Origin of the sequence: Massilia sp. KIM, from assembly GCF_002007115.1 — a bacterium.
Taxonomy (GTDB): Bacteria; Pseudomonadota; Gammaproteobacteria; order Burkholderiales; family Burkholderiaceae_D; genus Telluria.
In genome coordinates this window covers 1,632,938-1,645,903 of the sequence record NZ_MVAD01000001.1, presented here as the reverse complement: position 1 = coordinate 1,645,903, position 12,966 = coordinate 1,632,938, and the positions used below count along the sequence as shown (strand labels likewise).

The 12,966-nt window shown below is 70.5% G+C and carries 11 protein-coding genes; 1 reads left to right on the top strand and 10 read right to left on the bottom strand.

Translation table 11 applies throughout. The annotated features are described in order from the left end of the window. Window positions 1–10: 10 nt before the first annotated feature. Genes B0920_RS07100 through wrbA form a run of 3 tightly spaced genes read right to left on the bottom strand, consistent with a single transcriptional unit; the run spans window position 11 to window position 2,423 of the window. Window positions 11–1,420 carry an FAD-binding oxidoreductase gene (locus tag B0920_RS07100; RefSeq protein WP_078031837.1) on the bottom strand — a complete coding sequence of 470 codons (1,410 nt, stop codon included), beginning with the start codon at window positions 1,418–1,420 and terminating at the stop codon, window positions 11–13. Beyond that, window positions 1,413–1,811 (bottom strand): DUF2069 domain-containing protein, encoded by a 399-nt coding sequence (locus B0920_RS07095; RefSeq protein WP_078031836.1) that lies wholly within the window; start codon window positions 1,809–1,811, stop codon window positions 1,413–1,415. The genes B0920_RS07100 and B0920_RS07095 overlap by 8 nt, the downstream gene beginning before the upstream one ends. Beyond that, entirely contained in the window at window positions 1,812–2,423 is a 612-nt protein-coding gene (gene wrbA, locus B0920_RS07090; protein ID WP_078031835.1) for an NAD(P)H:quinone oxidoreductase, read from the bottom strand. Between the two features lie 103 nt (window positions 2,424–2,526). On the opposite strand from wrbA, the gene B0920_RS07085 reads away from it, so the two are divergent. Continuing rightward, on the top strand, window positions 2,527–3,879 hold the full coding sequence (locus B0920_RS07085) for a YihY family inner membrane protein (RefSeq protein ID WP_078031834.1): 1,353 nt from the start codon (window positions 2,527–2,529) through the stop codon (window positions 3,877–3,879). 6 nt (window positions 3,880–3,885) lie between these two features. Here B0920_RS07085 and B0920_RS07080 read toward each other — a convergent pair whose 3' ends face one another. Genes B0920_RS07080 through B0920_RS07050 form a run of 7 tightly spaced genes read right to left on the bottom strand, consistent with a single transcriptional unit; the run spans window position 3,886 to window position 12,839 of the window. Next, window positions 3,886–5,838 (bottom strand): response regulator, encoded by a 1,953-nt coding sequence (locus tag B0920_RS07080; protein ID WP_078031833.1) that lies wholly within the window; start codon window positions 5,836–5,838, stop codon window positions 3,886–3,888. Further along, the gene (locus B0920_RS07075) at window positions 5,831–7,330 is read right to left on the bottom strand and encodes an ATP-binding protein (RefSeq protein ID WP_078031832.1); all 1,500 of its coding nucleotides are present in this window, start codon (window positions 7,328–7,330) and stop codon (window positions 5,831–5,833) included. Before B0920_RS07075 ends, B0920_RS07080 begins: the two co-directional genes overlap by 8 nt. Continuing rightward, complete coding sequence (locus B0920_RS07070; protein ID WP_078031831.1) at window positions 7,327–7,821, bottom strand: response regulator; 495 nt, start codon at window positions 7,819–7,821, stop codon at window positions 7,327–7,329. Before B0920_RS07070 ends, B0920_RS07075 begins: the two co-directional genes overlap by 4 nt. Then, a complete protein-coding gene (locus B0920_RS07065; RefSeq protein ID WP_078031830.1) occupies window positions 7,814–10,348 on the bottom strand; it encodes a PAS domain-containing protein in 2,535 nt (844 codons plus the stop codon). Before B0920_RS07065 ends, B0920_RS07070 begins: the two co-directional genes overlap by 8 nt. A gap of 40 nt (window positions 10,349–10,388) precedes the next feature. Further along, window positions 10,389–10,700 carry a DUF962 domain-containing protein gene (locus tag B0920_RS07060; RefSeq protein ID WP_078031829.1) on the bottom strand — a complete coding sequence of 104 codons (312 nt, stop codon included), beginning with the start codon at window positions 10,698–10,700 and terminating at the stop codon, window positions 10,389–10,391. Beyond that, on the bottom strand, window positions 10,697–11,527 hold the full coding sequence (locus tag B0920_RS07055) for an alpha/beta fold hydrolase (protein WP_078031828.1): 831 nt from the start codon (window positions 11,525–11,527) through the stop codon (window positions 10,697–10,699). Before B0920_RS07055 ends, B0920_RS07060 begins: the two co-directional genes overlap by 4 nt. A 1-nt stretch (window position 11,528) precedes the next feature. After that, window positions 11,529–12,839 carry an O-acetylhomoserine aminocarboxypropyltransferase gene (locus B0920_RS07050; protein ID WP_078031827.1) on the bottom strand — a complete coding sequence of 437 codons (1,311 nt, stop codon included), beginning with the start codon at window positions 12,837–12,839 and terminating at the stop codon, window positions 11,529–11,531. Window positions 12,840–12,966: the final 127 nt, after the last annotated feature.

The following is a 12,966-nucleotide window of genomic DNA, read 5'->3' as shown; positions in this document are numbered from 1 at the left end:
GCTCTCCCGGTCAAAGAATTTTGCCAGGGTTCATAATGCCGAGCGGGTCCAGCGCGGCTTTGATGGCACGCATCATGCCGAGTTCGACCGGCGACCTGGCGCGCGCCAGTTCCTCGCGCTTGAGCGCCCCGATCCCGTGTTCGGCCGAGATCGATCCGTCGAAGGCCGCCACGCTGTCGTAGACGATGCGGTTGACCGCGTCCTGGTTGGCGAGGAAGGCCTCGTGGTCCTGGCCGTCCGGCGGCGCGACGTTGTAGTGCAGGTTGCCGTCGCCCAGGTGGCCGAAGGTGACCAGCCGGCAGCCGGGGAAGGCCGCCAGCAGCAGGGCGTCGGTGCGCTCGATGAAGTCGGGGATGCTGGACACCGGCAGCGAGATGTCGTGCTTGATGTTCTTGCCGTCCGCCGCCTGGGCCAGCGGTATATGTTCGCGCAACTGCCACAGCGCAAGGCCCTGGGCGAGCGAGCTGGCCAGGGCCGCATCGCGCGCGACCCCGCGCGTCAAGGCCAGGCCGATGCCTTCTTCCATCAGGGCGCGCGCATGCTCCTCGGATTCGCTGCTCGACAGCTCGACCAGCGCGTATTGAGGGAAGCGGGCGGCGAAGGGACGCGGCATGGCCGGGAAGTGGGTGGCCACCAGTTGCAGGCAGAAGTCCGACATCAGCTCGAAGCCGGTGAGGGCGGCGCCCCAGGCTTCCTGCAGCAGGTTCAGCAGGGCCAGCGCCTGGCGCGGCGACTCCAGGGCCACCAGGCTGCTCAGCACCGCCTTCGGTTGCGGATAGAGCTTGAGCACGGCCGCCGTGATCACGCCGAGCGTGCCCTCGGCGCCGATGAAGAGGTCGCGCAGGTCGTAGCCGGTGTTGTCCTTGCGCAGGGCGCGCAAGCCATCCCAGCGCTCGCCCTGGGCGGTGACGACTTCCAGCCCCAGGCAGAGTTCGCGCGCATTCCCGTAGCGCAGCACCGCGGTGCCGCCGGCATTGGTGGCGAGGTTGCCGCCGATGGTGCAACTGCCTTCGGCCGCCAGCGACAGCGGGAACAGCATGCCGGCCCCGGCCGCCGCCTGCTGGACCTCGTGCAGCAGGCAGCCGGCCTCCACGGTGATGCTGCGGTTGGCGGGATCGATGGCGCGGATGCGGTTCAGGCGGCGCAGCGAAAGCACCACGGCGGCGCCGCTGGCGTCCGGCACGCTGCCCAACACCAGCCCGGTGCGCCCGCCCTGGGGCACGATCGGGGTGCGGCTGGCGGCGCAGGCGCGCACGATGGCGGCCACTTCGTCGGCCGTGCCCGGCATCACCACGGCGCGCGCCTTGCCGGTGTGGCGGCCGCGCCAGTCGGTCAGGAAAGGCGCCATGTCCTGCGCGTCGGCGAGGACATGGGCGTCCCCGGCGATGGCGCGGCACTGCGCCAGCAAGGCATCAGTCATGCGGGACTTTGACCTTGTCGAGCAATTCCTTGGCCAGGCGCTGGGCTTCCTTCTTGTAGGGGCGCAGGTAGAGCAGGCAGCAGGCGAAGTACACCAGCACCAGGGCCACTTCGCCCATGGCCATGATGCGCGAGGTCTCGGTCAGGTCGGCCCAGGCCCGCACCACGCCCTCGGCGAAATACACCAGGATCATCATCGACGACCACTGCAGGGTGTAGAGGTCGCGCTTGATCACCCCGCGCAGCGGCAGCAGCAGGGGCAGGGCCTTGAGCGCCAGCAGCCAGCTGCCGGGATGCAGCGGGGCGACGACGGCCTCCCAGGCGACCAGCCAGCCGATCAGCCAGATCAGGCTCGCGATGGCCCCGGTATGGAAGATTTTTGCGGTATCCATTCAGCGCATTCCATGCAGTTTCACGGCCGCCTCGGCGAGGCGGCGCCCGAGCGCGACCGCCAGCACGCGCTCGTCTTCGGTGAGGGCGCGCTTGCCATCGACGCCGGCCCAGTGGGTCGCGCCGTAGGGGCTGCCGCCGCTGGCGGTGTTCATCAGTTCCGGATGGGTGTAGGGCAGGCCCATCACCAGCATACCGTGGTGCAACAACGGGATCATCATCGACAGCAGGGTCGCTTCCTGGCCGCCGTGCAGGCTGCCGGTGGAGGTGAACACGACCGCCGGCTTGCCGGCCAGCGTGCCGTTGACCCAGTCGGCGGCGGTCCCGTCGAGGAAGTATTTCATGGCGGAGGCCATGTTGCCGAAACGGGTGGGCGAACCCAGGGCCAGGCCGGCGCAGTCCGCCAGGTCCTCGAGCTCGACGTAGGGCGCGCCCTCAAGGGGAATCGCGGGCGCGCTCGCCTCCGCCACGGTCGACACGGCCGGCACCGTGCGCAGCCGCGCCTCGCAGCCGGGAACGCTGTCGATGCCCTGGCCGATGTATTCGGCCAGCTTGCGGGTGGCGCCATGGCGCGAGTAGTACAACACGAGGATGGTCAGGATGCTAGGGTTCATCGTTGGTATTATAGAATGCTTTGCTGTAATGACATGTCCATGATTGGACGCAAACCTCATGCTTTCCAGAACCGTCAATCAGCTCTCGCGTTCCACCAGCGGGATGTTCAACGTCAGCGTCGACCGCATGCGCGGGCTCACCTGGGCCGAAACGCGCGACCTCGTGCGTTTCGCGCGGCGCCGCCTGACCGAGGAGAAACTGCCCCAGGTCGCGGGCAGCCTCACCTTCACCACCACCCTGGCCCTGGTGCCCCTGCTGACGATCGTACTGGCCATTTTTACCACGTTTCCGGTCTTCGGTCAGTTGCGCACGGCCCTCGACACCTGGTTTGTGCAGACCCTGATGCCGAAGGCGATCGCCAACACGATCTCGTCCAACCTGACCCAGTTCGCCAGCAAGGCCAAGGGCCTGTCGGCGGTGGGCGCGGTGGCCCTGCTGTTCACCACCACGATGATGATGGGCATGATCGAGCGCGCCTTCAACCGGATCTGGGGCGTGCGCCGGCCGCGCAAGCTGTCGCAGCGCATCCTGGTCTACTGGGCCCTGGTGTCGCTGGGGCCGATCCTGTTCGGCCTGTCGCTGACCGCGACCTCGCAGCTGTTCACCGCCACCGGCGGGCTGACCCGCCAGCTGCCCTTCGTCGGGGCGCTGTTCTATACCGTGGTGTCGATCGGCCTCACCACCGGCGCCTACACCCTGCTGTACATGACCGTGCCCAACCGCGCGGTCGACTGGCGCGACGCCGTCTGGGGCGGCCTGGCGGCGGCCATCGCCTTCGAAATCGCCAAGCGCCTGTTCGCGCTCTTCATCCGCCAGTTCCCGACCTACGCCATCATCTACGGCGCGCTGGCGGCGCTGCCGCTGTTCCTGATCTGGATCTACCTGTCCTGGCTGATCACCCTGGTCGGCGCGGTGCTGACCGCGGCGCTGCCGGTGGTGAAGTACGAGCGCTGGCGCCACCAGCCGGTGCCGGGCAGCGCCTTCGTGGACGCGATGGCCGTGCTCAAGGTGCTGTACGGCAGCACCCACCTGACCGGCACCGCCCTGGTGCCGAGTTCCGCGATCCGCACCCATACCCGGATCGGCTACGAGGAAATGGAGATGCTGCTGGAGAAGATGGTGGCGGCGGGCTGGGTCGGACGGGTCAAGGACGATCTGTCGGCGCGTTCGCGCTGGGGGCGCGGGGTCAGGGAGACGGCCGACAACTGGGTCTTGTTGATCGACCCGGACAAGCTGCGCCTGGCCGACGTCTACCGCCTGTTCGTGTTCGAGGCACCGGACGCCGAGCCCGGCAAGGCGGAAGAGCCGCTGCCGGCCACGCCGCTGGCGCTCGACACGGCGGCGCTGGCGCGCCAGGTCGAGGGCGCGGTCGAGCAGGGGCTGGAGCAGAGCCTGGCCAGCCATTTCGGCGATCCGGGCAGGCAAGCCCAGGCGGCTTCGGCCACCGGCGCCTGAGGCCGCTCAGGCGTCGGCAAGGCGCCGCAGCGCGGCGACGATCTCCTCGGGCGCCACCGGCTTGACCAGGTGCAGGTCGAAGCCGGCGTCGGCGCTGGCCGCCTTGTCCTCGCGCTGACCCCAGCCCGTCAGGGCCGCCAGCCTCACCTCGCGGCCCCAGGCTTGGGCGCGCACCCAGCGCGCCACGTCGTGGCCGCTGCGGTGGGGCATGCCGACGTCGAGCACCATCAGCTCGGGCCGCCAGGCGGTGGCGATCTCGATCGCCTGCTTGCCGTCGTAGGCGACCTTGACCTCGTAGCCTTCCAGCCTGAGCAGGTCGGCGAGCAGTTCGGCGGCGTCCGCGTTGTCGTCGGCCACCAGCAGGCGCGCGCGCATCGGCCCGCCCGGTTTCTCGTACTCCGCGTCGTGCGCCGGCAGCGCCTGGGTGAGGGGCAGGGTCAGGCGGATGCGGGTGCCGCTCCCCGGACCCCCGCTGTCGGCGCGCGCCGCGCCGCCGTGCAGTTCCACCAGCCTGCGCACCACCGCCAGGCCGATGCCCAGGCCCGGCGTGCCGCCGCTGACCTTGGATTCGGCCTGGGAGAACATTTCGAACACCCGCTCGAGTTGGTCGGCGGGAATCCCGACGCCGTTGTCGGCCACCGTCACCACCGCCATCGCGCCTTCGACCGTGGCGCTGACGTCGATGCGTCCGCCGGGCGGGGTGAACTTGGCGGCGTTCTGCAGCAGGTTGCTCATCACCTGGGTGAGGCGGACCTCGTCGCCCAGCACGGTCAGCGGCGCCTGGCCGAGGTCGAAGCTGGCCACGTGGCCGAGCGTCTCCATGACCGGGCGCACGCTGTCGAAGGAATGCTCGATCACGCGCCGCAGGTCGAGCGGGACCATGGCCAGCTCGATGCGCTGGTGGGTAATCCGGCTCAGGTCGAGCAGGTCGTCGAGCAGCTTTTTCATGTGGGCGCTCTGGCGCCCGATCACCTCGCGCGCGCGCATCACCGTTTCCGGCGGCGCGTGGCGGGCCAGCATACCGGCCGAGTAGCCGATCGCCGCCATGGGATTACGCAGCTCGTGCGCCAGCACCGACAGGAATTCGGTCTTCTGGCGATTGGCCAGTTCGAGTTCGCGCTGCTGGCGGCGCTGCTCCTCGCGCGCCGCGACCGCCGCGCTGACGTCGCGCGCGGTGCCGATCAGCAGCCGGGGCGGGCCCGCCTCGGCTTGCACCGCGGCGCCGCTGACGCCCAGCCAGCGGGTGAGGCCGTCGGCGCCGTGGACGCGGAACTCGGCGCTGAAGGCGGGGTCGGCGGCGTCGGCGGCCAGCGCCGCGTCCCAAGCCTGGCGCAGGGCCTCCAGGTCCTGGGGATCGACCTGGGCCTGCAGCTCCTGCGCCGTCAGTTCCAGCGCGGCGGCTTGGCGGCCCAGCATGGGCCCCACTTCGGGCGAGAGCGAAAAGCGGGCGGCGGCGGGCAGGAACTGCCAGGTCCCCATGCCGGCCGAGCGCAGGGCGACCTCGAGCCTGGCCTTGGCCAGCGACTCGCGCTCCAGCGCCTCGCGCAGCCTGACCCGGTTGCTGGCGCGCTCGAAGCAGGCCAGCACCGCGTAGGGAACGCGCGGGTAATGCTTGGGCGTCTTGGTGATGTAGTCGTCCAGGCCGTCCTTCATGGCCTGGACCGCCACTTCCTCGTTCCCGCTGCCGGTGAACATGACCACCGGCACGTCCGGGTAGTGCGCCTTGATCGCCCGCAGCACCTCGGTGCCGAGGGTCCAGCGCAGCCGGTAGTCGGTGACCGCGACGTCGAAGGCCCCTTGCGCCAGCGCGGCTTCGAGGGCCGCGGCGTCGGGGACGTGGCGCACCTCCAGTTCGGCGATGCGCAGGCGCAGTTCGCGTTCGACCAGCGCCCTGTCGTCGGGATTGTCGTCGATCAGGATCAGGCGCAGCGGCGCACCGGACTTCGGGTCCTCAAGCATTGGGCAACTCGATCCAGAAGGTCGAGCCGACACCCGGGGCCGATTCCACGCCCACCCGGCCGCCCATGCGTTCCACGCCCTTCTTGACGATCGCGAGGCCAATGCCGGTGCCGGGATACTCTTCTTCCCCGTGCAGGCGCTCGAACACGTTGAAGACGCGCTCGCGCGCTTCGTCGGCCATGCCGATGCCGTTGTCCTGGACCTCGAGCCGCACCTGGTCGCCGTGGATGCGGGCGACGATGTTCACCGCGGCGTGGGTGTTCGGGCGCACGAACTTGACGGCGTTGCCCAGCAGGTTGCAGATGGCCTGGACCAGCACCGGGCGGTGGGCGCGCACCTGCAGGCATGCGTCGACGTCGACCTGGACCACCGCCGCGCGGTAGGCCGGGTCGTTCTGCAGGCCGGCCTGGGCGTCGCTCACCGCCTGGGCCAGGGCCACGTTCTCCGATGGAATATCGGCGCGCGACAGGCGCGCGAACTCCAGCAGGTCGGACACCATCAGGTCGACCCGGGCGGCGATGCTGTCGATGCGCTCGGCATAGCGCTCGAGGTCGGCGGGGCGGCCGGTGTGCAGATCCTGGCGCAGCGCATTGGCATAGCCCTGGATGGTGCGCAGCGGCTCGCGCAGGTCGTGCGAGACCGAGAAGCCGAAGGTCTCCAGGGCTTCGTTGGCCTCCTCGAGCTGGCGGGTGCGCTCGACGATCCGGCGTTCGAGTTCGGTGTTCAGGCGCAGGATCTCGGCGCTGGCGCGGCGCAAGGTGGTCGCGTCCTCGACGATGCCGTCGATGGCGTCGTGGCCGTTGACCTTCACCCGCACCAGCTTGACCACGTAGAAGCGGCTGCCGCCCGGGGTCTCGCCCGAGGTGTCGGGCAGCTCCGCCTGCAGTTCGGCGCTGTCGAGGGCGGCGTGCAGTTGCGGCAGGCGCGCCAGCACGTGTTCGCGCAAGGGGTGGCCCCAGCCCTGGGGCGCCGAGGGGTCGCCGCCCAGCATGCTCCAGAAGGCGCGGTTGGCTTCCTCCAGCTGGCCGTCGAGCGACATGCGGAACACGCCCAGCTGGATGTTCTCCAGCAGGGCCGCCAGGCGGGTTTCGGAACGGATCGCGCGCGCCCGGATCTCGTGGCGGTCGAGGCAGGTGCGCACGGCCACCGGCAGGCGGGCGTAGTGGCGCGGACTCTTGATCACGTAGTCGTCCAGGCCCAGCTTCATGGCCTCGACCGCGACTTCCTGGGTGCCGGTGGCGGTGAACATGATGACCGGCAGCTGGGCGTCGTAGGCCTTGACCTGCTTGAGGATGTCCAGGCCGGTGATCCAGCGCATCTGGAAATCGGTGATGATGAGGTCGACTTTCAGGCCGGCCTGCATCTCGGCGTCGAAGCTGGCGCGGTCGCCGACTTCGCGCACCAGGCAGCCGGGGAAATGGCGTTCGAGTTCGCGCCGGGCGAGGGCGCGGTCGTCCGGATTGTCGTCAAGCAGTAGGATAGTGAGGGTCACGTCGTGCTTCTGTCATGGCTGTGCGGCGCGGGGAAGGGCGGCGCGCTCAGATTATGCCTGAACCAGTAGAGGTCTAGCGCCGCCAGCAGCTGGACCAGGCCCTGGAAGGCCACCGGTTTCTGCAGGTAGGAGTTGGCGCCCGCCGCGTAGGCGCCCTGGATGTCCTCGTGTTCGGCCGAGGAGGTCAGCACCACCACCGGCGTGGCGGCCAGCTCGGCGCGCGAGCGGATCCAGCGCAGCACGTCCAGGCCCGAGCGCCGCGGCAGCTTCAGGTCGAGCAGGATCAGGTCGGGCGCCAGCCGCTCCCGGCCGGACGTGTCCGCGCCCAGGCAGGCGAGGGCGGCGTCGCCGTCGGCCGCCACCTCCAGGCGCACCGCGAGCCCGGCCTTGTTCAGTGCGCGCCGCACCAGCAGCACGTCGTCCACGCTGTCCTCGACCAGCAGGACGGTGGGCAGGCCATCCGCCCGCAGGTCGATCGCCCCATTATTCATGTGTTCCCTTGTGTTGAATATCCGCCGCCGGCAGGCGCAGTTCGAAGCGGGCGCCGCCCCGGGCGCCGGCCTTGATCGCGACGCTGCCGCCCATGCGTTCCACGCCTTTCCTGACGATCGCCAGTCCGATGCCCGTGCCGGGATACTGTTCCTGGCCATGCAGGCGCTCGAACACGCCGAACACCTGCTCATGGTGCTCGGGGGCGATGCCGATGCCATTATCCTCTATCCAGAGCTCGACCGTGTTTTCCGCCCGCAGGGCGCCCACCGCGACCTCCGGCGCCACCCCGGGGGCGACGAACTTGATCGCATTGCCCACCAGGTTGGCCAGCACCTGGACCAGGATCGCGGCATTGCCGCGCACCGCCGGCAGCCCGGGGTCGACCTCGATCCGGGCGTGGGCGGCGGCGACCGCCGATTCCAGGTCGCGCAGCACGGCCTGCATCACGCTCGCCAGTTCGACCCGCTCGAGGTGGACCTCGGCGCGCGCCAGGCGGCTGTAGGCCAGCAGGTCGGTGATCAGGCGGTCCATGCGGGTGGCGGCGGCCACGATCCGGCGCGCGAACATGCGGCCGTCTTCCGACATCCGCTCCGACTCGTCCTCGAGCAGGGCGCTGGCGAAGCCCTCGAGATTGCGCAGCGGGGCGCGCAGGTCGTGCGCGACGGTATGGGCGAAGGCGCGCAGTTCGGCGTTGGCGTCGGCCAGGCGCGCGGTGCGTTCCTCGATGCGGCGTTCCAGCAGCAGGTTGGCTTCTTCCAGTTCGCGCTGGGCCGCCTTGAGCGGGCTGACGTCGAGCAGGGCCAGGACCACGCCGCGCAGTTCGCCGTGCTCGATGGCGGGGTAGAAGCCGCCCACCCAGTCGCGCCGCGGCGCCGGCGCCTCCCCGGTCGAGAAGGCCAGCTCGGCCAGCGGCCTGCGTTCGCGCCGGACCTGCTGCATCGCCAGCGTGAACGGCCCCGCGAGCGGGCCGGGAAGCTGCTCGGCGAGCGGCCTGCCGATGCCGGCGGCGGCGCCCGGGCCGAGGAACTGCGCGAGCGCCTCGTTCATCTCGAGCAGGCGGCCGTCCGGGGCGATGTAGCCCAGGCAGACCGGCACGGCGCGGCTGATGGTGTCGAGCTGCACCAGCCGGTCGCGCAGTTCGCCCTCGCGGGTGAGGAGCGCCAGCTCCGCCTTCTTGCGCGCGTGGATGTCTTCGGTCAGGCCATACCAGGCGATCACGGCGCCGTCGGCGGCGCGGCGCGGGCTGGCGCGCGAGCGCATCCAGCGCGTCTCGCCCTGCGCCGTGCGGATCCGGTGTTCGAGGTCGTAGGACCTGCCGCTCGCGAGGGCGCGTTTCCAGGCGGTCTGCATGGCGGCCAGGTCGGCCGGATCGGCGACCGCCGCCCAGCCTTCCTCGAGCAGGGCCGCGCGCGGCTTGCCGGTCAGGACCAGCAGGCGCTCGGACACGTCGACGAGGGCGCCGCCGGGGCCGGCCTTCCACGGGATCTGCGGATTGAGCTCGATCGTGTAGCGGTAGTTGGCCTCGGATTCGGCCAGGGCGCGCTGGCGCGCGCTGCGCTCGCTGACGTCGCGCAGCACCACGACGGTCCCCTCGGCCGGACCGTCGGGAGGCGCGATCGGGCGCATCGACAGCTCGACCGCGAATTCGCGTCCGTCGGCCGCGCGCAGGATGGGCGGCGCGATGGCGCCCTGGGCGGCCGCGGGCGTGAGCGCGGCGCCGGCGTCGCTGCGCAGGTCCAGCAGCTGGTCCAGGGCCTTGCCGTCGGCGGCCCGTTCGGTCAGCCCGGTCAGTTCCTGGGCCACCGGGTTGAGCATCCGGACCCGGCCCTGCGCGTCGGCCGCGATCACGCCGTCGCCGATGCTGCGCAGGGTGGCGTCCAGGCGCGCCTGGCCGAAACGCAGGCGCGCCGTGTAGCGGTGGGACAGCAGCCACAGCATCACCACCAGGAAGACCGCCAGGCCCGCGACCAGCCCGACGGCCAGCACCAGTTCGCGGCGCGCCCGCTCGGCGGCCCGCTCGCGCATGACCAGCAGGCGTTCTTCCTCGTCGCGCATGGCGCGCGCCTGCGCGAGGATGCGCAGCTTGATCTGGCGGCCTTCCTCGAGCGTGGCGGCGTCCGGCGCCGCCCCGGCGCGGGCGCGCGCCAGTACCCGCTCGAGCAGCAGCATGCGCTGGTCGAGCAGGGCTTCGAGTTCGGGCAGCAGGCGCTGCTGCTGCGGGTTGTCGCTGGTGAGCGCGTCCAGCAGGCGCACCTCCCTGGTCAGGTCGGCGCGCGCCTGGCTGAAGGCGGTGGCGAAGGATTCGTTGTTCGTAAGCAAGAACCCGCGCTGGGCGGATTCGGCTTCGCTGGTGAGGGTATGGGCGGCCTGGATCTGCTGCAGGACCTCGCGGGTATGCGCCACCCAGCGCCAGGACTCGGCCTCGGCGCGGATGCCGCGGCTGAGCGTGACGAAGGCCAGGACCAGGGCCAGCACGCTGAAGGCCGTCGCCAGCGTGATCGGGGAGCGCAGCGAGAAGCCTTTCATGGCCGCGCCGTCCCCGCAGGAATTCTGGAAAACGCCGCGCTCACCAGCTCAGCTTGCCCGTAAGCATCTGCCAGTACATGACCCAGTCGGCCCGGAACGAATACCAGGGGTAGCCGAAGCTGGCCGGCTTGTTCTTCTCGTAGAAGAAGTGGCCGATCCAGGCCCCGCCATAGCCGCTGACCAGGGCGAACAGCAGCCACCACGCGTTCATGCTGTCGATGAACTGGGCGATCGCCGCGATGGCGGACGAGGTGCCGATGAAGTGGGCGCGCCGGCAGCGCCGGTCGGCGTGCTGGGTCAGGTAATAGGGATAGAACTCCGCGAAGCTGGCGTAGCGGGCGGGGGCGGTCATGGGGCGGTTCCTCCTTCCTGGGTGGCGGACGCGGCGAAACCGGCCAGGGCGTCGAGCACCGCATCGGGTGCCTCGGTCATGAGGGAGTGGCCGGCTTCCACGGTGACGATTCTGCCATGCCTGACCGCGCCGGTCAGGAGTTTCGCGGAGCGTGGCGGGGTCATCACGTCTTTGTTGCCGAACACAAAGAGCACGGGGCAGTCGAGCGCCCGGGCGGCCGCCTCGCCGCCGGCATAGTCGTTGCAAGTGCTGAAGTCGGTATGGAAGAGCTGGTCGGGATTGCGGGCCGACATGCGCTGCATCAGCCGGCGCGCGCCGCCCATCACCGAAAAGCCGGGGCCGGGGGCCGAGGGTTTGGCGGCGAGCGTCGAGTGCGAGAAGATGTTGACCATGTCGATCGCCGCCGCTTCGTCATTCAGGGCGCTGGCGAGCAGGGCGTCGGACACCTTCATCGGCCAGGTGGTGCCGAGCAGGGCGAGTCCGGTGACGCGCTTGGGCGCGCGCGCGCCGGCTTCGAGGGCGACCAGGGAGCCCATGCTGTGGCCGGCCAGGAGGGCGCGCCCGACGCCCGCGGCGTCCAGCAGGGCCAGCAGCCAGTCGGCGAGGGCCTCGACGCTGCGCAGGGCCGGGCCGCCGCTCCTGCCATGGCCGGGCAGGTCGGGCACCAGCACCGCGTAGCCGTGGTGGGCCAGGTAGCGGCTCTGCAGGCCCCAGACCGAATGGTCGTTCTGGGCGCCGTGGACCAGCACGATCGCCGGCAGCCGCGGATCGAAGGCATTGCCGCCGGTGTAGCAGTAGGCTGGCTTGCCGTGGACGTCGAGCATCATGTCAGGCGCCTTTCTGGGCCAGCTTCAGGCCGCGCTTGAGGTCCTCGATCAGGTCGTCCGGGTCTTCCAGGCCGACCGAGAGTCGCATCGTGGCCTCGGTGATGCCGCTGGCGGCCAGTTGCGCGGCCGGGACGCGGAAATGGGTGGTCGAGGCCGGGTGGATGACCAGGGACTTGGCGTCGCCCACGTTGGCCAGGTGCGAGAACAGCTGCAGGCCGTCGGCGAAGCGGCGGCCGGCGGCGCGGTCGCCCTTGAGCTCGAAGGTGAACACGGCGCCGCAGCCCTTGGGCAGCAGGCGCCGCGCCAGCAGGTGGTCGGGGTGGCTGTCGAGCTCGGGCCAGGACACCGAGGCCACCGCCGGATGGGCGAGCAGGAACTCGACCACGCGGCGCGCGTTGGCCACGTGGCGCTCCATGCGCAGGCCCAGGGTTTCGATCCCCTGCAGGATGGCGAAGGCGTTGTGCGGGCTCATGGCCGCGCCGAAGTCGCGCAGGCCTTCGCGCCGCGCGCGCAGGGCAAACGCGCCGACCGTCGACTCTTCGCTGAACACCATGCCATGGAAGCCCTCGTAGGGTTCGCACAACTCGGGAAAGCGGCCGCTCCTCTCGTGCGCCGCCTGCCAGTCGAAGCGGCCGCCATCGACCAGCAGGCCGCCGACGGCGGTGCCGTGCCCGCACAGGAACTTGGTGGCCGAGTGGAACAGCAGGTCGGCGCCCAGTTCCAGGGGCTGCTGCAGATAGGGCGTGGTGAAGGTCGCGTCGACCATCAGCGGCAGGTCGTGCTCGTGGGCGATGGCGCTCAGCGCCGGGATGTCGAGCACGTCCAGGCCCGGATTGCCGAGGGTCTCGCCGAACAGGACCCGGGTGTTCGGACGGATCGCGGCGCGCCAGGCGTCGTGGTCGCGCGGATCGACGAAGCTGGTCTCGACGCCGAAGCGGCGCAGGGTATAGGCCAGCAGGTTGTGCGAGCCGCCGTACAGGGCGCGCGAGGCCACGATGTGCGAGCCGGCGCCGGCGATGGTCGCCAGGCCCAGGTGCAGCGCGGCCTGGCCGCTGGCGGTGGCGATGCCGGCCACCCCGCCTTCGAGGGCGGCGATGCGCTCTTCCAGCACGGCGTTGGTCGGGTTCGAGATGCGTGTATAGACGTGGCCGGCGCGCTCCATGTTGAACAGGGCGGCGGCGTGGTCGGCGTCGCGGAAGGCGAAGGAGGAGGTGAAATGGATCGGGGTCGCGCGCGCGCCGGTGGCGGGGTCGGCCGTGGCGCCTGCGTGCAGGGAAAGCGTATCGAAGCCGGGGTAACGGGGACCGCTCATGGTCGGGGTTCTCGGAGGGTTGCGATGGCCGGCATCCTAGCACTTATTTATCTTTGCGCAACAAGTTGATGCGTGTGCAAGAGTCCCGCTGGATTTTTTCGCGGCCATCGGCTACAGTCAAATCATG

Bases quoted from the DNA above. Each gene is read 5' to 3' on its own strand.
- B0920_RS07100 (WP_078031837.1), bottom strand. From the start codon at position 1,420: ATGACTGATGCCTTGCTGGCGCAGTGCCGCGCCATCGCCGGGGACGCC.
- B0920_RS07095 (WP_078031836.1), bottom strand. From the start codon at position 1,811: ATGGATACCGCAAAAATCTTCCATACCGGGGCCATCGCGAGCCTGATC.
- wrbA (WP_078031835.1), bottom strand. From the start codon at position 2,423: ATGAACCCTAGCATCCTGACCATCCTCGTGTTGTACTACTCGCGCCAT.
- B0920_RS07085 (WP_078031834.1), top strand. From the start codon at position 2,527: ATGTTCAACGTCAGCGTCGACCGCATGCGCGGGCTCACCTGGGCCGAA.
- B0920_RS07080 (WP_078031833.1), bottom strand. From the start codon at position 5,838: ATGCTTGAGGACCCGAAGTCCGGTGCGCCGCTGCGCCTGATCCTGATC.
- B0920_RS07070 (WP_078031831.1), bottom strand. From the start codon at position 7,821: ATGAATAATGGGGCGATCGACCTGCGGGCGGATGGCCTGCCCACCGTC.
- B0920_RS07065 (WP_078031830.1), bottom strand. From the start codon at position 10,348: ATGAAAGGCTTCTCGCTGCGCTCCCCGATCACGCTGGCGACGGCCTTC.
- B0920_RS07060 (WP_078031829.1), bottom strand. From the start codon at position 10,700: ATGACCGCCCCCGCCCGCTACGCCAGCTTCGCGGAGTTCTATCCCTAT.
- B0920_RS07055 (WP_078031828.1), bottom strand. From the start codon at position 11,527: ATGATGCTCGACGTCCACGGCAAGCCAGCCTACTGCTACACCGGCGGC.
- B0920_RS07050 (WP_078031827.1), bottom strand. From the start codon at position 12,839: ATGAGCGGTCCCCGTTACCCCGGCTTCGATACGCTTTCCCTGCACGCA.